The 22,974-nt window shown below is 68.6% G+C and carries 11 protein-coding genes, 1 tRNA gene and 2 rRNA genes (1 of these 14 only partly in view); 2 read left to right on the top strand and 12 right to left on the bottom strand.

All coding sequences use genetic code 11. The features are described 5' to 3' along the window. Positions 1-101: 101 nt before the first annotated feature. The gene (locus OIB37_RS26940) at positions 102-947 is read left to right on the top strand and encodes a DNA-formamidopyrimidine glycosylase family protein (protein WP_330460186.1); all 846 of its coding nucleotides are present in this window, start codon (positions 102-104) and stop codon (positions 945-947) included. Between the two features lie 911 nt (positions 948-1,858). Here the strand turns inward: OIB37_RS26940 and OIB37_RS26930 are convergent. The 8 genes from OIB37_RS26930 to OIB37_RS26895 form a co-directional block, all read right to left on the bottom strand. Further along, a complete protein-coding gene (locus OIB37_RS26930) occupies positions 1,859-2,233 on the bottom strand; it encodes a helix-turn-helix domain-containing protein (protein ID WP_276112160.1) in 375 nt (124 codons plus the stop codon). A 109-nt stretch (positions 2,234-2,342) separates the two neighbouring features. After that, complete coding sequence (locus OIB37_RS26925; RefSeq protein WP_330460184.1) at positions 2,343-2,888, bottom strand: CinA family protein; 546 nt, start codon at positions 2,886-2,888, stop codon at positions 2,343-2,345. Further along, complete coding sequence (pgsA, locus tag OIB37_RS26920) at positions 2,885-3,652, bottom strand: CDP-diacylglycerol--glycerol-3-phosphate 3-phosphatidyltransferase (protein ID WP_330460183.1); 768 nt, start codon at positions 3,650-3,652, stop codon at positions 2,885-2,887. The genes OIB37_RS26925 and pgsA overlap by 4 nt, the downstream gene beginning before the upstream one ends. Beyond that, positions 3,649-5,130, bottom strand: coding sequence for a 30S ribosomal protein S12 methylthiotransferase RimO (gene rimO / locus OIB37_RS26915; protein ID WP_330460182.1), 1,482 nt, complete (start codon positions 5,128-5,130; stop codon positions 3,649-3,651). The genes pgsA and rimO overlap by 4 nt, the downstream gene beginning before the upstream one ends. A 93-nt stretch (positions 5,131-5,223) precedes the next feature. Further along, positions 5,224-6,066 (bottom strand): helix-turn-helix domain-containing protein, encoded by an 843-nt coding sequence (locus tag OIB37_RS26910; protein ID WP_330460181.1) that lies wholly within the window; start codon positions 6,064-6,066, stop codon positions 5,224-5,226. Between the two features lie 285 nt (positions 6,067-6,351). Beyond that, positions 6,352-9,108, bottom strand: a complete 2,757-nt coding sequence (locus OIB37_RS26905) for a DNA translocase FtsK (protein ID WP_330460180.1) — start codon at positions 9,106-9,108, stop codon at positions 6,352-6,354. 124 nt (positions 9,109-9,232) lie between these two features. After that, a complete protein-coding gene (locus tag OIB37_RS26900; RefSeq protein ID WP_330460179.1) occupies positions 9,233-9,913 on the bottom strand; it encodes a response regulator in 681 nt (226 codons plus the stop codon). Between the two features lie 309 nt (positions 9,914-10,222). Further along, a complete protein-coding gene (locus OIB37_RS26895) occupies positions 10,223-15,682 on the bottom strand; it encodes a HAMP domain-containing protein (RefSeq protein ID WP_330460178.1) in 5,460 nt (1,819 codons plus the stop codon). 460 nt (positions 15,683-16,142) lie between these two features. On the opposite strand from OIB37_RS26895, the gene OIB37_RS26890 reads away from it, so the two are divergent. After that, complete coding sequence (locus OIB37_RS26890) at positions 16,143-18,899, top strand: SpoIIE family protein phosphatase (RefSeq protein ID WP_330460177.1); 2,757 nt, start codon at positions 16,143-16,145, stop codon at positions 18,897-18,899. Between the two features lie 116 nt (positions 18,900-19,015). Here OIB37_RS26890 and OIB37_RS26885 read toward each other — a convergent pair. From OIB37_RS26885 to OIB37_RS26870, 4 genes are all read right to left on the bottom strand, one after another. Then, a tRNA-Thr gene (locus tag OIB37_RS26885) sits at positions 19,016-19,088 on the bottom strand. Positions 19,089-19,172: 84 nt separating this feature from the next. Further along, positions 19,173-19,835: a DegT/DnrJ/EryC1/StrS family aminotransferase gene (locus OIB37_RS26880; RefSeq protein ID WP_330461979.1), complete on the bottom strand. Its 663-nt coding sequence runs from the start codon at positions 19,833-19,835 to the stop codon at positions 19,173-19,175. Positions 19,836-19,949: 114 nt separating this feature from the next. Further along, positions 19,950-20,066: ribosomal RNA gene (gene rrf / locus OIB37_RS26875) — 5S ribosomal RNA — on the bottom strand. Positions 20,067-20,153: 87 nt separating this feature from the next. Continuing rightward, positions 20,154-22,974 (bottom strand): 23S ribosomal RNA (locus tag OIB37_RS26870); it runs 299 nt beyond the window's last position.

The following is a 22,974-nucleotide window of genomic DNA, read 5'->3' as shown; positions in this document are numbered from 1 at the left end:
GCGGCCCGACGTCCACGACGCGTCACGGCACCCATGACGCGTCCCGGCACTCACGACGCGCGGCCCCGCCGGGCCCGATCACGCCGTGGCACCCTGGACCCATGCCCGAAGGTGACACGGTCTGGCAGGCCGCGAAGCGGCTCCACGTCGCCCTCGCTGGCAAGGTACTGACCCGCAGCGACTTCCGGGTGCCGAAATACGCGACCGCCGACCTCACCGGCCGTACGGTCCTGAACACCGCCCCGCGCGGCAAGCACCTGCTCACCCGCTTCGAGGGCGGCCTGACCCTCCACACACACCTGCGCATGGAGGGCGCGTGGAAGGTGTACGGCCCGGGCGAGCGGTGGCGGGGCGGAGCCGGACACCAGATCCGCGTGATCCTCGGCACAGCCGATCGTATGGCCGTCGGTTACCGCCTCCAGGTGCTGGAGTTGCTGCGCACCGAGGAGGAGGAGCGCGTCGTCGGCCACCTCGGCCCGGATCTGCTCGGCCCGGACTGGGACCCCGAGCGTGCTCTCACCAACCTCCTCGCGGACCCGCTCCGCCCCCTCGGCGAGGCCCTGCTCGACCAGCGCAATCTCGCCGGTATCGGCAACGTCTACAAGAGCGAGCTGTGCTTCCTGCTCGGGGTGACTCCCTGGCTGCCCGTCGGCGCCCTGCCCGCGGAACGCGCCGCCCAGCTGTCCGCGACGGCCAAGAGGCTTCTGGAGATCAACCGCGACCGCCCGGTCCGCCGGACCACGGACCTGCCCCGGCAGGACCTGTTCGTGTACGGCCGCGCACCCCGCCCCTGCCTGCGCTGCCGCACTCCCGTGCGGGTGGCCGACCAGGGTGACGGCTCCCAGGACCGCCCCACCTACTGGTGCCCCGCCTGCCAGACCGGCCCGGCCCCGGCACCCGGGACACCGCAGCGGTGGCGGGAACGCTATCCGCGCTCACCCCGCTGACCCCGCCGCCCCCGGCCCGCCTGCCCCGTCACCTCCGGCGTCCGGCGTCCGCACCACGGCAGCAATGGCGGCAACGGCGGCACGCGCACCAGCGCGACACGCCCGCCTATACGGGACCAGATTCTTCGCCCGATCGAGTGAGTGCCGATTCCCCAGTGACATCAGCCACCCCGGCGACCCCAGCGGCCTCGACCCCAGCGACCGCGGCAACGCTGCCCACCCGCCAGGCGTCCACCCACCGTCCGGCTTCCACGGCCCCTGCCGCCCGCCCCTTGGGCACACAGTGCACCGGAAGCACGCTCAGCCCCCACCCCCCGACCGCGACGGCCCCTTCGAGCGCGCCCGCGCCTTCCCCCAGGGTGATGCGCAGCACGGCCCACCACCAGGCCGCTCCGCATCCCAGAACGGCCCCCCATCGCACCAACCGCGCCACCATCATGGCCGCCCACCTCCAGCCGGACGTTAGACCGCCGTCTGACCCGCGAGAAAGGCGCACCAAGGGCTCACTGATGCAACGCGGACACGGCCGGCTTCGGATCGCCGCCGGACAACGGACTCCTGATGACACGCATCCGTTCTCCTGCGGCTGATTCGTCGGCAGGCACGTCCCTCCCACGATGACCGCCCCGCCCCGTACCGGCAAACGGAGCAAAGGAAACCCTGCCCCGCACGCGTCCCGCGACACACGCCACACGCAAACGGGAGGCAGACGGGACGCACGCCGACCACACCGCCGGACGCGACCCGCACGCGCCCCGCACACGCACCGCACACGCACCGCACCCACGCCGAAACAGGCACGCCACGCACCCACCGGACACACGAAAGCCCCGGCCAGGCCCCCGGGTGTTCCCGGAGAAGCCCGGCCGGGGCTTCACATCTGTCGTGCCGCTAGGCCGCGTGCGCGTGCGTCACGCGGCGACCACGTCCACCGCCTCGGCAGGCGCCTTGATGGTCACCCGTTCCGGTGGCACACCGGTCACCGACACGGAACCCAGCATCGGACGGACCGGCGTGGGCACGGGATCGGTGGCGGCTGCGGACTGGGCCAGCTCGGCGAGCGCGAGTTCGTCGCTCACCTCACGCATGAGTTCCGACATCCGTACGTCCAGCGCGTCGCAGATGGCGGAGAGCAGTTCGGAGGAAGCCTCCTTCTGCCCCCGCTCCACCTCGGAGAGATAGCCGAGTGAGACTCGGGCGGACGAGGAGACTTCGCGCAGAGTACGGCCCTGGCGTTGGCGCTGCCGACGCAGCACGTCACCCAGCAGGCGACGGAGCAGAATCATCGGTGGCTCCCTCCTCGGACCGCGTAGCCGCATCCTTCTCGCCCCACCGTACCGCCTCGCGCTGCGGCCGTGCGGGGAGCGATGTCGTGTTCACTCAGGGCTGTAAACATCAAAACCCCCCGTTCCGTTCCGTATCCTGTGTCCGCTCATTCCCGGTCTGTTCGCCCGTAAGCACCTTCAGGAGCAGGGCGAGTACGCTCCGTACACTCTCCATACGGATTTCCGCACGGTCGCCGTTCAACCGCAGGGCCTCCACTTTTCCGCCACCGGCGGAAACGGAGCCGTCCGTGAGCGGACCGTCGACGGCCACGAACACCGTCCCGACGGGTTGGCCGTCCTGCGGATCGGGCCCGGCGACACCGGTGGTCGCGATGCCCCAGTCGGCACCGAGGGCCTTGCGCACACCGGCGGCCATCTGCACCGCGACCTGCGCATCCACCGCGCCGCGCTCGGCCAGCAGCAGGGCGTCGACCCCCAGCAGCCGGTGCTTCAGCTCGGTGGCGTAGGCGGTGACGGAGCCGCGGAACACCTTGGACGCTCCGGGCACCGCCGTGATCTCCGCGGCGACCAGGCCACCGGTCAGCGACTCGGCGACGGCGAGGGTCTCGCCGTTCACCGTCAGTAGCCGGACCAGTTCGGCGGCCGTGGGATTCACGCCTGCTTCTCCTCCAACGCCGCCGCCCGCTCCGCGATTCCCTGCCGCCGCAGCACGACGGCCTGTCGCACGTAGTCGAGGCCGGTGGCGACGGTGAGGACGACCGCGAGAGCCATCACCCAGAAGCGCAGGGTGGCCAGCCAGCCGGTCAGCGCCAGGACGTACATCCCGACGGCGATGCCCTGGGTGAGCGTCTTCATCTTGCCGCCGCGGCTGGCGGGGATCACGCCGTAGCGAATGACCAGAAAACGCATCAGCGTGATGCCGAGTTCCCGGCCGAGGATCACGGCCGTCACCCACCACGGCAGATCGCCGAGGCTGGACAGACAGATGAGCGCCGCCCCCATGATCGCCTTGTCGGCGATGGGGTCGGCGATCTTCCCGAAGTCGGTGACCAGGTTGTAGGCGCGCGCCAGGTGCCCGTCGAACAGGTCGGTGATCATCGCGATGGCGAAGGCCGCCCAGGCGAGCGAGCGCCAGGCCGGGTCGTAGCCGCCGTTCGCGAGCATCAGCGCCACGAAGGCGGGCACGAGGACCAGCCGGAGCATGGTCAGCAGGTTGGCGACGTTCCAGACGCTGGCCTGGTTGACGGCCGCGGCCGTCAGCTTCCCCCCGCGCGCGGGCTTCACCTGGCTTGCCGGGTCGGAGCCAGGAGCGGGGGCGGAGCCGGAGACCTCGGGTACAACGCCGTCGGTCGCGGCCTTACCGGACGCGCCCTGCGCGCCGGAGGAGCCGCCCGCGGCGGATGCCGGGACTCCGGTCATCTGCCCGCCTCCTCGCTGCTCGCGGGCGTACCCGCCAGCGGCTCGGCCACCAGGTCGACGCCCTCCGTGCCGACCACCTTCGCCTCGACCATACGTCCGACGCTCAGACCCTCGCCGCTCGTGAGCAGCACCTGTCCGTCCGTCTCCGGCGCCTGGTGCGCGGCACGGCCGTACACGCCCTCCTCCTCGTCGGCGGAGTCCACGGACTCCACGAGGACCTGCACGGTCTGGCCGACACGCTCCTCGGCGCGCTGCGAGACCAGCTCCTCGGCGAGCCGGGAGATGTGGGCCAGGCGCTCGTCGACGACGTCCTGCGCGAGCTTGTGCTCGTACGTCGCCGCCTCCGTGCCCTCCTCGTCGGAGTAGCCGAAGACGCCGATGGCGTCCAGGCGGGCGCCGGTCAGGAAGCGCTCCAGCTCGGCCAGGTCGGACTCGCTCTCGCCGGGGAAGCCGACGATGAAGTTGGAGCGGACGCCGGCCTCGGGGGCCTTGGAGCGGATCGTGTCGAGCAGCTCCAGGAAGCGGTCGGTGTCGCCGAAGCGGCGCATGGAGCGCAGCACGTCCGGCGCGGAGTGCTGGAAGGACAGATCGAAGTAGGGGGCGACCTTCGGGGTGGAGGTCAGCACGTCGATCAGGCCCGGGCGCATCTCGGCCGGCTGGAGGTAGCTGACGCGGATCCGCTCGAGGCCGTCGATGTCGGCCAGCTCGGGCAGCAGGGACTCCAGCAGGCGGATGTCACCCAGGTCCTTGCCGTAGGACGTGTTGTTCTCGGAGACCAGCATGATCTCCTTCACGCCCTGCTCGGCCAGCCAGCGGGTCTCGTTGAGCACGTCGCTCGGGCGGCGGGAGATGAAGGAACCGCGGAAGGACGGGATGGCGCAGAAGGAGCAGCGCCGGTCGCAGCCCGAGGCGAGCTTGACCGAGGCCACCGGGGCGCCGTCCAGGCGGCGGCGCAGCGGGGCGCGCGGGCCGGAGGCGGGCGCGACGCCCTCGGGGAGGTCGGTCGGGCCGTGTCCGGGCAGCGCGACGGCCGCGGCGGACTCCTGGCGCTCGGCCGGGCTGATCGGCAGCAGCTTGCGGCGGTCGCGCGGGGTGTGGGAGGCGTGGACGCCGCCGGACAGGATGGTCTGGAGGCGGTCGGAGATGTCGGCGTAGTCGTCGAAGCCGAGCACGCCGTCGGCCTCGGGCAGGGCCTCGGCCAGTTCCTTGCCGTACCGCTCGGCCATGCAGCCCACGGCCACCACGGCCTGGGTTCTGCCGTGGTCCTTGAGGTCGTTCGCCTCGAGCAGGGCGTCGACGGAGTCCTTCTTGGCGGCTTCGACGAATCCGCAGGTGTTGACGACGGCGACGTCCGCGTCCGCGGCGTCCTCGACGAGCTGCCAGCCGTCCGCCTCCAAACGGCCTGCGAGCTCCTCCGAGTCCACCTCGTTACGGGCGCAGCCAAGGGTGACGAGTGCGACGGTACGGCGTTCAGGCATGGGCTCAAGACTACTTTGTCTCGTCGGTACCCCATGTCGAAGGGGTTGGCCGATCTTGGCCAACCCCTTCACATCAGCTCCCCCAAGGGTCCGCTAGCCGACCTCGGGGTCGCCCTTGGTGTAGGTGAGGCGCTCCACGGCGCCCGGCCGGAAGTCGTCCTCGATCTTCTTGCCGTTGACGTAGAGCTGGATCGCGCCGGCGTCGCCGAGGATCAGGTTGATCTTGGAGCTGTCCTGGAAGGTCTTGGACTCGCCCTTCTTCAGCAGGCCGTCGAAGAGCATGCGCCCGTTGTGGTCCTTGGCGGAGATCCAGCTGCGCCCGTCGGGGGCGCTGACCTGGACGGTGACCTTGTCCTGCGGGGCGGCCGCGATGGCGCTGTCGGAGGGGTCGGACTTCGGCGTGGCGGGCTTGTCCTTTTGGGGCGCGGGCGAGGCGGACTTGCTCGCGGTGGGCGTGGCACCCTCGGCGACCTGCGACTTGTCGTCGTTGCCGCTGCCGGCGCCCTTGACCGCGGTGAACCCGACGAAGCCGATCACGGCGACGATCGCGGCGACCATGGCCGCGGTCCAGTTGGGCCCACGCCGCTCGGGGCGGATCCGCTCCGCCTCGAACAGAGGTGCTGCCGGGGTGGGCGCGGGGCGGCCGCCGTGGTCGTCGTCGAACTGCGCGAGCAGCGGTTCGGGGTCGAGATGCACGGCCTTGGCCAGGGTGCGAAGGTGGCCGCGGGCGTACACGTCGCCGCCGCAGGGGTCGAAGTCGTCCGCCTCGATGGCGTGCACGATGGCGATGCGGACACGAGTGGCACTGCTGACGTCGTCGACGGTCAGCCCTGCCGCGATGCGCGCCTGCTGCAGGGTGCGTCCCACGGAGGGACGGGCTTCCTCGGACACGTCGTGCAACGGACGCTCGTCTTCAGGGGAGTTGCCGATGGACACGGGGGCGCCTTTCGAGCGTGTGAGCCACCTGTGCTGGAAGTTCAGTCTAGGCGGGGTACGAAAGGGTGGGGCAACCGGGCGGTGTGATCGATACGCCATCGGAATGGCCGGTTCAGCCCGACGGCGTGGTACGGGCACGCGCCCCGGAACGGGTCGCGCACCTGTCGTCTCGCTCAACTTGACGTATGGCAAAGGGAAACGGTTGCTCGCCGACTTCTAACAGGTCGATCACGGCGGTGCCACCACCCGGCGTATCCGCGACACGCCGGGCTGCGCGCCGCCGTCCTACCCTTCAGACTCCCCGCGAATGACCGCGAGCACGCCGTCCACCTCGTCAGGCTTCACAAGAACATCACGTGCTTTGGAACCCTCGCTGGGTCCGACGATGCCCCGGGACTCCATGAGGTCCATGAGCCGGCCGGCCTTGGCGAAGCCCACGCGCAGCTTGCGCTGGAGCATGGACGTGGAGCCGAACTGGGTGGAGACCACCAGCTCCGCCGCCTGGCACAGCAGGTCGAGGTCGTCGCCGATGTCCTCGTCGATCTCCTTCTTCTGCTTGCTGCCCACGGTGACGTCTTCCCGGAAGACCGGCGCCATCTGGTCCTTGCAGTGCTGGACCACGGCCGCCACCTCGGCCTCGGTCACGAACGCGCCCTGCATACGGGTCGGCTTGTTCGCCCCCATCGGCAGGAACAGTCCGTCACCCTTGCCGATGAGCTTCTCCGCGCCCGGCTGGTCCAGGATCACCCGGGAGTCGGCGAGCGAGGAGGTCGCGAAGGCGAGCCGCGAAGGCACGTTCGCCTTGATCAGGCCGGTGACGACGTCCACCGACGGCCGCTGGGTGGCCAGCACCAGATGGATGCCGGCCGCGCGCGCGAGCTGCGTGATCCGCACGATCGCGTCCTCGACGTCCCGGGGCGCGACCATCATCAGGTCGGCCAGCTCGTCGACGATCACCAGCAGATACGGATACGGCTTGAGCTCGCGCTCGCTGCCCTCGGGGAGCTTCACCTTGCCGTCGCGGATGGCCTGGTTGAAGTCGTCGATGTGCCGGAAGCCGAAGGCGGCCAGGTCGTCGTAGCGCAGGTCCATCTCGCGTACGACCCACTGGAGGGCCTCGGCGGCCCGTTTGGGGTTGGTGATGATCGGCGTGATCAGGTGCGGGATGCCCTCGTAGGCCGTCAGCTCGACCCGCTTGGGGTCGACCAGGATCATCCGCACATCCTCCGGGGTCGCCCGCATCATCACCGACGTGATCAGGCAGTTGATGCAGGAGGACTTGCCGGAGCCGGTGGCGCCGGCGACCAGCATGTGGGGCATCTTCGCCAGCGAGTGCATCACGTACCCGCCCTCGACGTCCTTGCCGAAGGCGACCAGCATCGGGTCGTCGTCCTCGGCGGACTCCGCCAGACGCAGCACGTCACCGAGGTTGACCATCTCCCGGTCGGTGTTCGGGATCTCGATGCCGACCGCCGACTTGCCCGGGATCGGGCTGATGATCCGCACGTCCGGGCTGGCGACGGCGTAGGCGATGTTCTTGGTGAGCGCGGTGATCCGCTCGACCTTCACGGCCGGACCGAGCTGGACCTCGTAGCGGGTGACGGTCGGGCCGCGGGTGAAGCCCGTGACGTCGGCGTCCACCTTGAACTCGGAGAAGACGTTGCGCAGGGAGCTGACGATCGCGTCGTTCGCCTCGCTGCGCACCTTCCCCGGGCCCCCGCGCGTGAGGAGGTTCAAGGACGGCAGCGCGTAGGTGACGTCCCCGGCGAGCTGGAGCTGCTCCGCGCGCGGGGGCAGCTCGCGGGGGGCCTCCGGGGGCGCCTTGGTGAGGTCGGGAACGCTCCCGGTCCTGAGCTTCTCCTGCCGGGGACGGGCGCCGGCGGGCGGTGTCGGGGCGGAGGCCGGAACCGGCGTCGGGGCGGGTACCACCGTGGTGTCCTCGCGGTCGCCCGCGCTCACGCCCTGGGTGAGGTCGGCGACGAGCGGGGACGGCGGCATGCCGTGCAGGACGGCACCGTCCAGCGCGGCGGCCGCGGCGGCGGCGACGTCCACCGCGTCCATCGGCCGGTGCGGATCCGGCTGCGGCACGGCGGAGCGCCTGGGGCGGACCCGACGCCGGGTGAGGGCCTCTTCCTCGGCGCCCTGCGGGTCGTACGCGTCCGGGGCGCCGCGGCGCCCGCGCGGGCGCCCGGGCGTGGCCTCGCGCCACTGCTCCTCGTACTCCTCGTCGTCGGTGAGGCCGTCGGGCGCGTAGTCGTGCAGCACGCCCAGGCGCGTGCCGAGCGCGCGCAGGCGCTGCGGGATGGCGTTGACCGGGGTGGCGGTCACCACGAGCAGACCGAAGACCGTCAGCAGCGCCAGCAGCGGTACGGCGAGCACCTCGGTCATCGTGTACGTCAGCGGGGTCGCGGCAGCCCAGCCGATGAGGCCGCCTGCGTCCCTTATGGCCTGCATGCCGTCGCTGCGGGCGGGTGAGCCGCAGGCGATGTGGACCTGGCCGAGCACCCCGATGACGAGCGCGGACAGACCGATCACGATCCGCCCGTTGGCATCCGGCTTCTCCGGGTGCCGGACGAACCGTACGGCGATCACGGCGATCAGTATCGGCACCAGCAGGTCGAGCCGGCCGAAGGCGCCGGTGACCAGGATCTCCACCAGATCGCCGACGGGACCGCGCAGGTCGGCCCAGGTGCCGGCGGCGACGATCAGCGCGATACCGAAGAGCAGCAGCGCGACGCCGTCCTTGCGGTGGGCCGGGTCGAGGTTCTTCGCGCCCTGCCCTATGCCCCGGAAGACGGCACCGACCGCGTGCGCGACGCCCAGCCAGAGGGCGCGCACGAGCCGGTACACGCCCCCGGTGGGGCTCGGGGCCGGCCTCGGCGGAGCGGCTTTCTTCGCCGGAGCCTTCCTGGCGGGCGCCTTCTTGGCCGGTGCCTTCTTCGCCGGTGCGTTCTTCGCCACGGCCTTACGCGCCGGAGCCTTCGCGGGAGCGGCCGCCTTCTTGGCGGGCTGCTTCTTGGCTGCGGTGGGACGTGAGGCCATGGGTGTGAGGTTACCGGGGGAGACGGCAGCGGACACGTGTGCCCAGTGCTTCACCCGTCCGTGTCGCCCTTGCCACGGCATGGAACTGACGCACCCTCACGGGCGACCGCTCGCCCCCGGTGCGTCAGTTCTGCGGCGGCAGCGTCGCGCCCGCGGGACCGGCGCCCGGCTCCAGGGCGTCCAGCGCGCGGCGCAACCCGGTGAGCTTGCGCTCCAGATGGGCCGCGGTGGCCACGGCCGCCGCGTCCGCGGACTCGTCGTCCAGCTGCTTGGAGAGCGCCTCGGCCTGCTCCTCCACGGCCGCGAGCCGCGCGGACAGCTCGGCGAGCAGTCCGGCCGACTCCTTGCCGCCGACCGCGCCCTTGCCGCCACCCTCCAACTGGAGCCGCAGCAGCGCCGCCTGCTCCCGCAGCTGACAGTTCTTCATGTACAGCTCGACGAACACCGAGACCTTGGCGCGCAGCACCCACGGGTCGAACGGCTTGGAGATGTAGTCGACCGCGCCCGCCGCGTATCCCCGGAAGGTGTGATGGGGACCGTGGTTGATCGCGGTGAGAAAGATGATCGGGATGTCCCGCGTCCGCTCCCGCCGCTTGATGTGCGCGGCGGTCTCGAACCCGTCCATGCCCGGCATCTGGACGTCCAGCAGAATGACCGCGAAATCGTCCGTGAGCAGTGCCTTGAGCGCTTCCTCCCCGGACGATGCCCGCACCAGCGTCTGATCGAGCGCAGAGAGGATGGCCTCCAGCGCCAGCAGATTCTCCGGCCGGTCATCGACCAGGAGGATCTTGGCCTTCTGCACCATGGCCCGCCCTCCTCGCCCCGGCGGTACACCGGGCGCCGCCCCAGGGGACGACTCTCTTTCGCCGCCCGCCCTTGTGCCGGTCATCGTAGCCGCACCCCGCCCGTCGCCACACCCTGTCACCGCGATGTCACTGTGCACGGAGCGGAAACGCGGGGCGAGCCCCGAAGGTTCCCGGAATCCTGGATTCCATCACGTTCCCGACGTCCGCGCACGGACAGCTCCGCATACACACCCGACGTTCCCGCAACGTTCACGAACGGCAGGGCTGTTCCCTCTCTCGCGCCCTTTCCCGGCCCCTCTCCCGTTCCCTCACTCCGCCCGCATCCACTCCCGCATGACCGCCAGCAGATGGTCGGGGTCGACCGGCTTGGTGACGTAGTCGGAGGCACCCGACTCGATCGCCTTCTCCCGGTCGCCCTTCATCGCCTTGGCGGTCAGGGCGATGATCGGCAGCCCTGCGAACTGCGGCATCCTGCGGATCGCCGTGGTCGTCGCGTACCCGTCCATCTCCGGCATCATGATGTCCATCAGCACGACCGCCACGTCGTCGTGCTGCTCCAGCACCTCGATGCCCTCGCGCCCGTTCTCGGCGTACAGCACCGAAAGTCCGTGCTGCTCCAGGACGCTGGTGAGCGCGAACACGTTGCGGATGTCGTCGTCCACGATCAGCACCTTCTCACCGCCGAACCGCACCGCGCGGGCCGACTGCACGGCGCTCTGCTGCTGCTCCACGGTCGGCCACTGCTCGTAGCGCGGCTCGCTCGACGGCAGGCTGCGGCGGCGCCGCCGGAACAGCGCGGCGGGCCCGCTCTGCGTCTCCCGGTACGACTTCACCTCGGCCGGCGTCTCGACCTCCGCGGCGGACAGCTCCAGGGACCGGTGGGCCTCGGAGGCGACCAGCTCGCCGGCCTCCAGCGGGGCCACGGACTGCTGGTAGCCCTGCGGCGGCAGCTCGCTCGGGTGCAGCGGCAGGTACAGCGTGAACGTCGAACCGCGGCCCGTCTCGCTCTGCGCGTGGATCTCACCGCCGAGCAGCTGCGCGATCTCCCGCGAGATCGACAGCCCGAGGCCGGTGCCCCCGTACTTGCGGCTGGTCGTGCCGTCCGCCTGCTTGAACGCCTCGAAGATCACCCGCATCTTGCTGGCCGCGATCCCGATGCCGGTGTCGGTCACCGAGAACGCGATCAGCTCGGCGTCCGCATCTGTCAGCGAACCGGCCTCCAGCAGCTGTTCCCGGATCTTCTGCGGCACGCCCGGACCCGCGGGCCTGATCACCAGCTCCACCGAACCGGAGTCGGTGAACTTCACCGCGTTGGACAGCAGGTTGCGCAGCACCTGCAGCAGCCGCTGCTCGTCGGTGTGCAGGGTCGCCGGCAGCTCCGGAGAGACCCGTACGGACAGGTCCAGGCCCTTCTCCGCGGTCAGCGGGCGGAAGGTGGCCTCCACGTAGTCCACGAGCTGGACGAGCGCGATACGCGTCGGGGAGACGTCCATCTTGCCCGCCTCGACCTTCGACAGGTCGAGGATGTCGTTGATCAGCTGGAGCAGGTCGGAGCCGGCGCCGTGGATGGTCTCGGCGAACTCGACCTGCTTCGGGGAGAGGTTGCCCTCGGCGTTGTCCGCGAGCAGCTTGGCGAGGATCAGCAGGGAGTTGAGCGGGGTGCGCAGCTCGTGCGACATGTTGGCGAGGAACTCGCTCTTGTAGCGCATCGAGACGGCGAGCTGCTCGGCACGCTCCTCCAGGACCTGCCGGGCCTCCTCGATCTCGGTGTTCTTCACCTCGATGTCCCGGTTCTGCCGGGCCAGCAGCTCGGCCTTCTCCTCCAGTTCGGCGTTGGAGGCCTGCAGCGCCTTCTGCCGGATCTCCAACTCGGCCGACCGCTCGCGCAGTTGCTCGGTCAGCTCCTGCGACTGCTTCAGCAGCAGCTCGGTCTTGGTGTTGACCGAGATGGTGTTGACGCTGGTGGCGATCATCTCGGCGATCTGGCTCAGGAAGTCACGCTGGATCTGCGTGAACCGCGTGAAGGACGCCAGCTCGATCACGCCGAGCACCTTGCCCTCGAAGAGCACCGGCAAGACGACCACCTGCGCGGGCGGCGCCTCGCCGAGCCCGGAGGAGATCTTCAGATAGCCGCTGGGCGCGTCCGAGACCATGATCGTGCGCTTCTCCTGCGCGGCCGTCCCGATCAGCCCCTCACCGGGCCGGAACGACGTCGGCATGGAGCCCATCGAGTAGCCGTACGAGCCGAGCATGCGCAGCTCGTAGCGGTCCTCGTCGTCCCCGCCGAGGTCCTGGCCGTCCATGAGCGGCATCGTCACGAAGAACGCGCCGTGCTGCGCGGACACCACCGGGGTCAGCTCGCTCATGATCAGCGAGGCCACGTCCTCCAGGTCCCGGCGGCCCTGCATCAGCGCGGAGATGCGGGCGAGGTTGCCCTTGAGCCAGTCCTGCTCCTTGTTGGCGATCGTGGTGTCGCGCAGGTTGGCGATCATCTTGTTGATGTAGTCCTGGAGTTCCTGGATCTCGCCGGACGCGTCCACGTCGATCTTCAGGTTCAGGTCGCCGCGGGTCACCGCGGTCGCCACGCGCGCGATGGCGCGCACCTGCCGGGTCAGGTTTCCGGCCATCTCGTTCACCGACTCGGTGAGGTCCCGCCAGGTGCCGTCGACGTCACGCACGCGCGCCTGACCGCCGAGCTGCCCCTCGGTACCCACCTCGCGGGCCACCCGGGTGACCTCCTCGGCGAAGCTGGACAGCTGGTCGACCATCGTGTTGATCGTCGTCTTCAGCTCCAGGATCTCGCCCCGGGCGTCGATGTCGATCTTCTTGGTCAGGTCACCCTTGGCGATCGCCGTGGTGACCATGGCGATGTTGCGCACCTGACCGGTCAGGTTGGACGCCATCTGGTTCACGGACTCGGTGAGGTCCTTCCACGTGCCGGCCACACCCGGTACGTGCGCCTGCCCGCCGAGGATGCCGTCCGTGCCCACCTCGCGGGCCACCTTGGTGACCTGGTCGGCGAACGAACTCAGCGTCTTCACCATGGTGTTGATGGTGTCCGCGAGCTGCGCCACCTCGCCGCTCGCCTCGATGGTGACCTGCCGAGTCAGGTCACCGTTGGCGACCGCCGCCGCCACCTGGGAGATGTTGCGCACCTGCATGGTCAGGTTGTTGGCCATCAGGTTGACGTTGTTGCTCAGGTCCTTCCAGATGCCCGTGACGCCCGGCACGTGCGCCTGACCGCCCAGGATGCCCTCGGTGCCCACCTCACGGGCCACCCGGGTCACCTGCTCGGCAAAGCTCGACAGCTGGTCCACCATCGTGTTGACGGTCGTGACGAGTTCGAGGATCTCGCCCTTGGCGTCGACGGTGATCTTCTTCGACAGGTCGCCCTTGGCGACCGCCGTCGTGACCTCGGCGATGCTGCGCACCTGGATCGTCAGGTTGTTCGCCATGAAGTTCACGGACTGCGTGAGGTCCTTCCAGGTGCCCGAGACACCCTGCACCTCCGCCTGGCCGCCGAGCATGCCCTCGGTGCCCACCTCACGGGCCACACGCGTGACCTCCTCGGCGAACGACGACAGCTGGCCGACCATCGTGTTCAGCGTGTTCTTCAGCTCCAGGATCTCGCCGCGCGCGTCCACGGTGATCTTCTGGGACAGGTCACCACGGGCCACCGCGGTGGCGACCTGCGCGATGTTGCGCACCTGGCCGGTGAGGTTGGACGCCATGCCGTTCACGGAGTCCGTGAGGTCCCGCCACACACCGGCGACGCCCGGCACCTGCGCCTGGCCGCCGAGCCGGCCCTCGGTACCCACGTCCCGGGCGACCCGGGTCACCTGGTCGGCGAAGGCCGAGAGCTGGTCCACCATCGTGTTGATGGTGTTCTTCAGCTCCAGGATCTCCCCGCGCGCGTCGACGTCGATCTTCTGCGACAGGTCACCGCGCGCCACGGCCGTCGTCACCTGGGAGATGTTGCGCACCTGCATGGTCAGGTTGTTGGCCATCAGGTTGACGGAGTCGGTCAGTTCCTTCCAGGTGCCCGACACGCCGTCCACGCGCGCCTGACCGCCCAGCCGGCCCTCCGTGCCCACGTCCCGCGCCATCCGGGTCACCTGGTCGGCGAAGCTCGACAGCTGGTCCACCATCGTGTTCACGGTGTTCTTCAGCTGGAGCATCTCGCCGGAGACGTCGACGGTGACCTTCTGCGAGAGGTCGCCGTTGGCGACCGCCGTGGTCACCTGGGCGATGTTGCGCACCTGCCCCGTCAGGTTGCGGAACGCGGTGTTGACGGAGTCCGTCAGGTCCTTCCACGTACCGGCCGCGCCCGACACCTGCGCCTGGCCGCCCAGCTCACCCTCGACACCGATCTCCCGCGCGACCCGGGTCACCTCGGCACCGAACGCCGACAGCTGGTCGACCATGCCGTTGACGGTGTTCTTCAGTTCCAGCATCTCGCCGGCCACGTCCACGGTGACCTTCTGCGAGAGGTCACCACTGGCCACGGCGGTCGTCACCGCGGCGATGTCCCGCACCTGGGTCGTCAGGTTCCGGAACACCGTGTTGACGGAGTCCGTCAGGTCCTTCCACGTACCGGCCGCGCCCGGCACGTTGGCCTGCCCGCCGAGCCGCCCCTCGCCGCCGACCTCGTTGGCCACGCGCGTGACCTCGTCGGCGAAGATCCGCAGCGTCTCGGTCATCTGGTTGATCGTCTCGGCGAGCTGCGCGACCTCGCCGCGCGCCGGAACCGTCACCTTCTGCGAGAGGTCACCGTTGGCGACGGCGGTCGTCACCTGGGAGATCCCCCGCACCTGCGCGGTCAGGTTGCCCGCCATCGTGTTGACGGAGTCGGTCAGCTCCTTCCACACGCCGGCCACCCCGGGCACCTGCGCCTGGCCGCCCAGGATGCCCTCGGTGCCCACCTCACGGGCGACCCGGGTCACCTCGGAGGAGAACGAGGACAGCTGCTCCACCATCGTGTTGACGGTGTTCTTCAGCTCCAGCATCTCGCCGGCCACCTGCACGGTGACCTTGCGCGACAGATCGCCGCCGGCGACCGCCGTCGTCACCAGGGCGATGTCGCGCACCTGGGCGGTCAGCCGGTTCGCCATGGTGTTGACGGACTCCGTCAGGTCCTTCCACGAACCCGACATGCCCCGCACCCGGGCCTGGCCGCCGAGCTTGCCCTCGGTGCCCACCTCGATGGCCACGCGCGTGACCTCGTCGGTGAACGTGGACAACTGGTCGACGAGGTTGTTGACGGTCCGGCCGACCTTCAGGAACTCGCCCCGCAGCGGATGCCCGGTCCCGTCCGGCGCCTGCGTACGCAGATCCATGCGCGGCGAGAGATCGCCCTCCGCGACCCCCGTCAGCACACGGCTGACCTCCGAGACGGGCCATACGAGATCGTCGACCAGCGCGTTGGAGTTGTCGATGGCGGCCGCCCAGGAACCCTCACAGGCACCCGTCTCCAGCCGCTCCGTGAGTTTTCCCTCACGTCCGACCATGCGCCGCACCCGCGAGAGTTCACCTGTCAGATGCAGGTTCCGGTCGGCCACCTCGTTGAAGACCGCCGCGATCTCCGACATGACGCCGTCGCCGGACACCGTGAGCCGCTTACGGAAGTTCCCGTCACGCATCGCCGTCAGGCCTGCCAGCAACCGGTGCAGGGCAGCCGTGTCCACGGCGGTGGTGCCGCCGTTCCTGCCCAGGGACGGTCCGCCCTTCGCGCGCGTCTTCGTGCCCCGCGTCGCTCCGCCAGACTCCACTGTGTCCCTCCCGAAGGGGTAGACCGCTATTGCTGTGCTCGCCCGCGTCGGCCCGGGGTGCCGGTTCCCGGCGCTCCGGACGCTTCCGCGTTTTCATTCCCGCTCGGTATTGCCGCTTCGTTCCCGCTCGGTATTGCCGCCGGACGGAATCCGGCCCGCCGCCGGACAGACGTCGGTCCGGCCGCACCAGGCGCTGCTGCCCGCCGTACACGGCACACACGCAACCCGGCCCGACCTTCGTCCGAAGCCTGCCCAGTGTTTCACCCCCGCCGAACCAGGCCATAACAGTTCGGCAGCTTCGCACACCGTCCGCACACCGTGGGGGTAAACACCGGCGACCGGCATCCGCTCGGACGGCGAAGGTAAGTAACCTTGCATGCGGCTGTCCAGCCGCACCGGTCCCGACCGGCCTGGGCGGTGGCACGAGAACGAGCGGGCATCGGAGGGGCGGCCGCAGACCATGACCACCGGACTGATCCCTGGGGGAACTTCCCCGGAGCCACGGCCGACGGACGAACTGATGCCGCAACAGCGGCACGAGCCGGACGGCCGAGCAGCCCTGCACACAGACGACAGGCCGAGGAGTTCTGTGATCACCGCGCGCGCGGCCGCCAGCTTCGAGCCCGTGGGGCGATCCGTCGCGACCGCCCGCTCCTTCGTCCGCGACACCCTCCAGGGCTGGGGGTTCGCCGACATCGTCGACGACGCCGTGGTGCTCACCAGTGAACTGGTCACCAACGCCGTCGTCCACGCGGGCACCCACGCGGAGGTGCTCTGCCTGCGCACCGAGGACGGCGTGCGCATCGAGGTCTCCGACCGCTACCCCGAGCGCGAGGTCCCCCTCCAGAGCGCCCACGCCGTCATGAGCAGCCCCGACCGCGAGGGCGGCCGCGGCCTCCAGCTGTGCGCGGCACTGGCCACCCGCTGGGGCGTGGACTACACCCCCACACACAAGAACGTCTGGTTCCATCTCGACCTGCCCCAGCGCCCCGTCGGCACCCGTGCCGCCGGCCCCTCGCTGCCCGCCGACCTGCTGCCGCTGGCCGACGGCCGGGTCCGTGTCGCGGTCCTCCAGATCGACCGCAAGGGCGCCATCGGCTCCTGGAACGAGGACGCCGAGGAACTCTTCGGGTACGTGGCGCACGAGGTCGTGGGCAAGCCCCTCACGGATCTCGCGGCGTGGCCGCACACCCCGGGCACCGCCACCGGTATCGCCGAGGCCCTGCAGCTCTCGCGCTGGGAGGGCAGTTACGGCATCCGCGGCGCCGACGGCCGCGTCGCAGCGGTGTACGCCTCGCACCTCAGGGTGCGCGACACCGGCGGCGAACCCTCCACGGTCTGCCTGCTGGTGCGCGACCACGAACGCGCGGTCCTGCAGACCCCGTTGCGCGTCCCCTCGACCGACCAGAGCACCGGCGTCGACGGCCAGAGCGCCGATCCCTTCGAGGTGTTCATCGGCTCCCCCGCCCCGGACGACCTCGACGGCCTGCTGCAGCGCACCGTGGAGCGCGCCCGCGACATGCTCGACGCCGACTCCGCGTTCCTGCTGCTGGCCACCGACGACGAGACGGAGCTGGAGGTCCGCGCCTCCACCGGCCTGCCCTCCGCCCGCCAGCGCTTCGCCCGCGTCCCCGTGGAAGCGGGCCCCGGCCGCTACGGCTCCGCGCGCATGCCGGCCGTCCACGACGACCTCGACGCCGTGCCCGGCGCCGTACCGCTGCTGTCCGGCACCGGCATGCGTTCGGTCGTCACGGTCCCGCTCAAGGTCGAGGGCCGCCTCACCGGCTCCCTGGGCGTCGCGGCCGAGGCGCCCGGCAGATACTCCAACGAGGAGGCCCTGCGCCTGCAGTTCGCCGCCGACCGGATCGCGCTGGCCGTCGAGTCGGCCCGCCTGGGCGAGCTGGAGCGGCTGCGCCGGGGTTCCCTGAGCTTCCTGGTCGAGGCCTCCGACCTGCTGGCCGGCACCCTGGACCGCGACCAGACGCTCGCGCTGATGGCCCAGATGACGGTCCCGACCCTCGCCACCTGGTGCGCGGTCTACACGATCGCCGACCAGGCCTCGGACCCCTACCTGTCGTACGTCCTGCACGAGGACGAGGAACTCATCGACGGCATCAAGTCGTTGCTGTCGAAGATCGCCCCGCCCGACCCGGTACCGACGCCCGGTGCCCGCGTCTGGACGATCCCCGGGGAGGTCGCCCACCAGGCGGCGCTGCGCAGTTCGATGCGCAGCCTGGGCCTGGCCGGCGGCCCCACCCATCAGGTCACCGCGGCCATCGGCCCGACCCTGGCCACCGCCTCCGCGGTCGGCGGCGAGACGGTCGTCCTGCCGCTCGTCGCCCGCAACCGCGTCATCGGCATGCTGGTCCTCGGCAAGCCGACCGAGGAGCACTTCCGCCAGGAGATCCTGGAACTGGCCGAGGACCTGTCCCGCCGGGCCGCTCTGGCCCTGGACAACGCCCGCCTGTACTCGGAGCGCACGGCCATCAGCCAGGCCCTCCAGCGCAGTCTCCTGCCCCCGGGCCTGCCCCAGATCGACGGCGTCGAGGTCGAGGTCATCTACCGCGCGGCCGGCGAGGGCAACGAGGTCGGCGGTGACTTCTACGACCTCTTCCCCATCGGCAACGGCGCCTACGGCTTCGCCATCGGCGACGTCTGCGGTACGGGCCCCAACGCGGCGGCGGTCACGGGTCTGGCGCGGCACGCGCTGCGCCTGCTGGCCCGCGAGGGGCTCTCGGGCCCGGCCGTCCTGGAGCGGCTGAACTCCGCGATCCTCGACGAGGGCGACCGCAGCCGCTTCCTGACCCTGCTGTACGGCGAGTTGCGCCCCCAGGAGGACGGCAGCGCCGAGCTGAAGGTGGTCTGCGCCGGCCACCCGCTCCCCCTGCGCCTGCGCCAGGACGGCACGGTGACGGCGTTCGCGGAGCCGCAGCCGCTGCTCGGCGTGATCGAGGACCTGGCCCTGTACGAGGAGACGGTCACCCTCGACCCCGGTGACGTCCTGCTGTGCGTCACGGACGGCGTCACCGAACGCCGCGAGGGCACGCGCATGTTGGGCGACGACGGTCTCGCCGACGTCCTCACCACGTGCACAGGCCTCACGGCGGGCGCGGTCGCGGCCCGCATCATGCGCGCGGTGGAGCGTTTCGCCTCCGACGCCCCGTCGGACGACATGGCGATCCTGGCGATGCGGGTCCCCGGCCTTCAGCAGGACTGAGGCCCCGGCCCCTCCCGCCCCGTCCGTGTGCCGGGGCGGGACAGGACGGGCCCGAAAGCCATCCGGAAACGGAAACACGAAAAGGCCCCGCCCTGAGGGCGAGGCCTTTTCTTCTGAGCCCCCAAACGGAATCGAACCGTTGACCTTCTCCTTACCATGGAGACGCTCTACCGACTGAGCTATAGGGGCCTTGTTGTTTTTGAGGTTTCCCTCGCTGCAACAAGAAGATCGTACCCCGAACCGGCCCGACTTCCCAAATCCGTGCGCGCCCGTTCAGAAGGCAGGCTGAAGCAGTCCGCCAAGGGCGTTGCAGGCGGAGACGATCCGCTGCATCTCCCGCTTCGTCAACGCGGCGTCCACGGGAAGCGCCAGCGTCTCGTCCGCGGCCCGCTCGGTCTCCGGAAGCACCACACGGCGCCGGAACTCCGGCAGCCGGTGCACGGGTGTCTTCACGGGCACCCGGCAGTCGACTCCCCTGGCCCGCAGGGCCCGGGCGAACGCGTCGCGGTCCGGCCGGCCGTTGCCCGGCACCCGCACCACGTACTGCTGGTAGGTGTGCCCGTCACCGCCGTCGGGCGTGCCCACGCCCCTCAGCCTGGCGTCGAGATACGCCGCCCGCTCCCTGCGCTGTGCCGTCTCGTCGTACGGTGCCTCGGACTCGCCCTGCTCCAGGACGAGCAGTCCGTGCCGCTGTCCGATCCCGTGCAACCGCCCGATGGCGGCCCGCCGTCCGAAGCGGTGCACGGCAACGACGGCCGCGGTGCGCGCAGTTACGACCGCTTCCACCGAGGCCGGGTCCAGGCAGTAGGTGAGCGGGTCTATGTCGGCGAACACCGGACGCGCACCCGCCAGGGTCACGGCCTCGGCGACTTCGACGCTCCCGAAGGACGGTACGACGACCTCGTCACCGACTCCGGCGCCGGCGGCCCTGAGCATTGCAGCAGTACCCATGTGACGGATGTTGAGCGCGCAACGTGAACATGAAGTTACGCATGACAAAAAAGGGTTGGACCCTGAACCGAAGTTCAGGATCCAACCCTTTCAAAATTTGTTCGGCGGCGTCCTACTCTCCCACAGGGTCCCCCCTGCAGTACCATCGGCGCTATGAGGCTTAGCTTCCGGGTTCGGAATGTAACCGGGCGTTTCCCTCATGCTATGACCACCGAAACACTATGAAACTGTTGAACTGCCGCACCGCCTTTTACAGCGGGGCTGTTCGTGGTTTCAGAACCAACACAGTGAACGCGAGCAACTGAGGACAAGCCCTCGGCCTATTAGTACCAGTCACCTCCACCCGTTACCGGGCTTCCAGATCTGGCCTATCAACCCAGTCGTCTACTGGGAGCCTTACCCTCTCAAGGAGGTGGGAATACTCATCTCGAAGCAGGCTTCCCGCTTAGATGCTTTCAGCGGTTATCCCTCCCGAACGTAGCCAACCAGCCATGCCCTTGGCAGGACAACTGGCACACCAGAGGTTCGTCCGTCCCGGTCCTCTCGTACTAGGGACAGCCCTTCTCAATATTCCTACGCGCACAGCGGATAGGGACCGAACTGTCTCACGACGTTCTAAACCCAGCTCGCGTACCGCTTTAATGGGCGAACAGCCCAACCCTTGGGACCGACTCCAGCCCCAGGATGCGACGAGCCGACATCGAGGTGCCAAACCATCCCGTCGATATGGACTCTTGGGGAAGATCAGCCTGTTATCCCCGGGGTACCTTTTATCCGTTGAGCGACGGCGCTTCCACAAGCCACCGCCGGATCACTAGTCCCGACTTTCGTCCCTGCTCGACCCGTCGGTCTCACAGTCAAGCTCCCTTGTGCACTTACACTCAACACCTGATTACCAACCAGGCTGAGGGAACCTTTGGGCGCCTCCGTTACTCTTTAGGAGGCAACCGCCCCAGTTAAACTACCCATCAGACACTGTCCCTGATCCGGATCACGGACCTAGGTTAGACATCCAGCACGACCAGACTGGTATTTCAACGACGACTCCACACACACTGGCGTGCATGCTTCAAAGTCTCCCAGCTATCCTACACAAGCCGAACCGAACACCAATATCAAACTGTAGTAAAGGTCCCGGGGTCTTTCCGTCCTGCTGCGCGAAACGAGCATCTTTACTCGTAGTGCAATTTCACCGGGCCTATGGTTGAGACAGTCGAGAAGTCGTTACGCCATTCGTGCAGGTCGGAACTTACCCGACAAGGAATTTCGCTACCTTAGGATGGTTATAGTTACCACCGCCGTTTACTGGCGCTTAAGTTCTCAGCTTCGCACGCCCGAAAGCGCACTAACCGGTCCCCTTAACGTTCCAGCACCGGGCAGGCGTCAGTCCGTATACATCGCCTTACGGCTTCGCACGGACCTGTGTTTTTAGTAAACAGTCGCTTCTCGCTGGTCTCTGCGGCCACCCCCAGCTCATGGAGTAAATCCAATCACCGGTGATGGCCCCCCTTCTCCCGAAGTTACGGGGGCATTTTGCCGAGTTCCTTAACCATAGTTCACCCGAACGCCTCGGTATTCTCTACCTGACTACCTGAGTCGGTTTAGGGTACGGGCCGCCATGAAACTCGCTAGAGGCTTTTCTCGACAGCATAGGATCATCCACTTCGCCACAATCGGCTCGGCATCAGGTCTCAGACTATGTGTGCGACGGATTTACCTATCGCACGTCCTACACCCTTACCCCGGGACTACCATCGCCCGGGATGGACTACCTTCCTGCGTCACCCCATCACTCACCTACTGCAGATCTGGTTCAGCGGCTCCACCACTTTCCTTTCCCCGAAGGGTCCGGAACGGCTTCACGGCCTTAGCATCGTCTGGTTCGATGTTTGACGCTTCACAGCGGGTACCGGAATATCAACCGGTTATCCATCGACTACGCCTGTCGGCCTCGCCTTAGGTCCCGACTTACCCTGGGCAGATCAGCTTGACCCAGGAACCCTTAGTCAATCGGCGCAAACGTTTCTCACGTTTGTATCGCTACTCATGCCTGCATTCTCACTCGTGAACCGTCCACAACTCGCTTCCGCGGCTGCTTCACCCGGCACACGACGCTCCCCTACCCATCACAGCACCCGTTGGGGCTATACGCTGCAATGACACGACTTCGGCGGTACGCTTGAGCCCCGCTACATTGTCGGCGCGGAATCACTAGACCAGTGAGCTATTACGCACTCTTTCAAGGGTGGCTGCTTCTAAGCCAACCTCCTGGTTGTCTCTGCGACTCCACATCCTTTCCCACTTAGCGTACGCTTAGGGGCCTTAGTCGATGCTCTGGGCTGTTTCCCTCTCGACCATGGAGCTTATCCCCCACAGTCTCACTGCCGTGCTCTCACTTACCGGCATTCGGAGTTTGGCTAAGGTCAGTAACCCGGTAGGGCCCATCGCCTATCCAGTGCTCTACCTCCGGCAAGAAACACACGACGCTGCACCTAAATGCATTTCGGGGAGAACCAGCTATCACGGAGTTTGATTGGCCTTTCACCCCTAACCACAGGTCATCCCCCAGGTTTTCAACCCTGGTGGGTTCGGTCCTCCACGAAGTCTTACCTCCGCTTCAACCTGCCCATGGCTAGATCACTCCGCTTCGGGTCTTGAGCGTGCTACTGAATCGCCCTATTCGGACTCGCTTTCGCTACGGCTTCCCCACACGGGTTAACCTCGCAACACACCGCAAACTCGCAGGCTCATTCTTCAAAAGGCACGCAGTCACGAGATGCAGCAAGCTGCATCCGACGCTCCCACGGCTTGTAGGCACACGGTTTCAGGTACTATTTCACTCCGCTCCCGCGGTACTTTTCACCATTCCCTCACGGTACTATCCGCTATCGGTCACCAGGGAATATTTAGGCTTAGCGGGTGGTCCCGCCAGATTCACACGGGATTTCTCGGGCCCCGTGCTACTTGGGTGTCTCTCAAACGAGCCGCTGATGTTTCGACTACGGGGGTCTTACCCTCTACGCCGGACCTTTCGCATGTCCTTCGTCTACATCAACGGTTTCTGACTCGTCCTACGGCCGGCAGACCGTAGAAGAGAGATCCCACAACCCCGCATGCGCAACCC

The organism is Streptomyces sp. NBC_00820, from assembly GCF_036347055.1.
Classification (GTDB): Bacteria; Actinomycetota; Actinomycetes; order Streptomycetales; family Streptomycetaceae; genus Streptomyces.
This window is presented reverse-complemented; position numbering and strand designations above follow the sequence as displayed.

Bases quoted from the DNA above. Each gene is read 5' to 3' on its own strand.
- OIB37_RS26940 (WP_330460186.1), top strand. From the start codon at position 102: ATGCCCGAAGGTGACACGGTCTGGCAGGCCGCGAAGCGGCTCCACGTC.
- OIB37_RS26930 (WP_276112160.1), bottom strand. From the start codon at position 2,233: ATGATTCTGCTCCGTCGCCTGCTGGGTGACGTGCTGCGTCGGCAGCGC.
- pgsA (WP_330460183.1), bottom strand. From the start codon at position 3,652: ATGACCGGAGTCCCGGCATCCGCCGCGGGCGGCTCCTCCGGCGCGCAG.
- rimO (WP_330460182.1), bottom strand. From the start codon at position 5,130: ATGCCTGAACGCCGTACCGTCGCACTCGTCACCCTTGGCTGCGCCCGT.
- OIB37_RS26905 (WP_330460180.1), bottom strand. From the start codon at position 9,108: ATGGCCTCACGTCCCACCGCAGCCAAGAAGCAGCCCGCCAAGAAGGCG.
- OIB37_RS26900 (WP_330460179.1), bottom strand. From the start codon at position 9,913: ATGGTGCAGAAGGCCAAGATCCTCCTGGTCGATGACCGGCCGGAGAAT.
- OIB37_RS26890 (WP_330460177.1), top strand. From the start codon at position 16,143: ATGACCACCGGACTGATCCCTGGGGGAACTTCCCCGGAGCCACGGCCG.
- OIB37_RS26880 (WP_330461979.1), bottom strand. From the start codon at position 19,835: ATGCTCAGGGCCGCCGGCGCCGGAGTCGGTGACGAGGTCGTCGTACCG.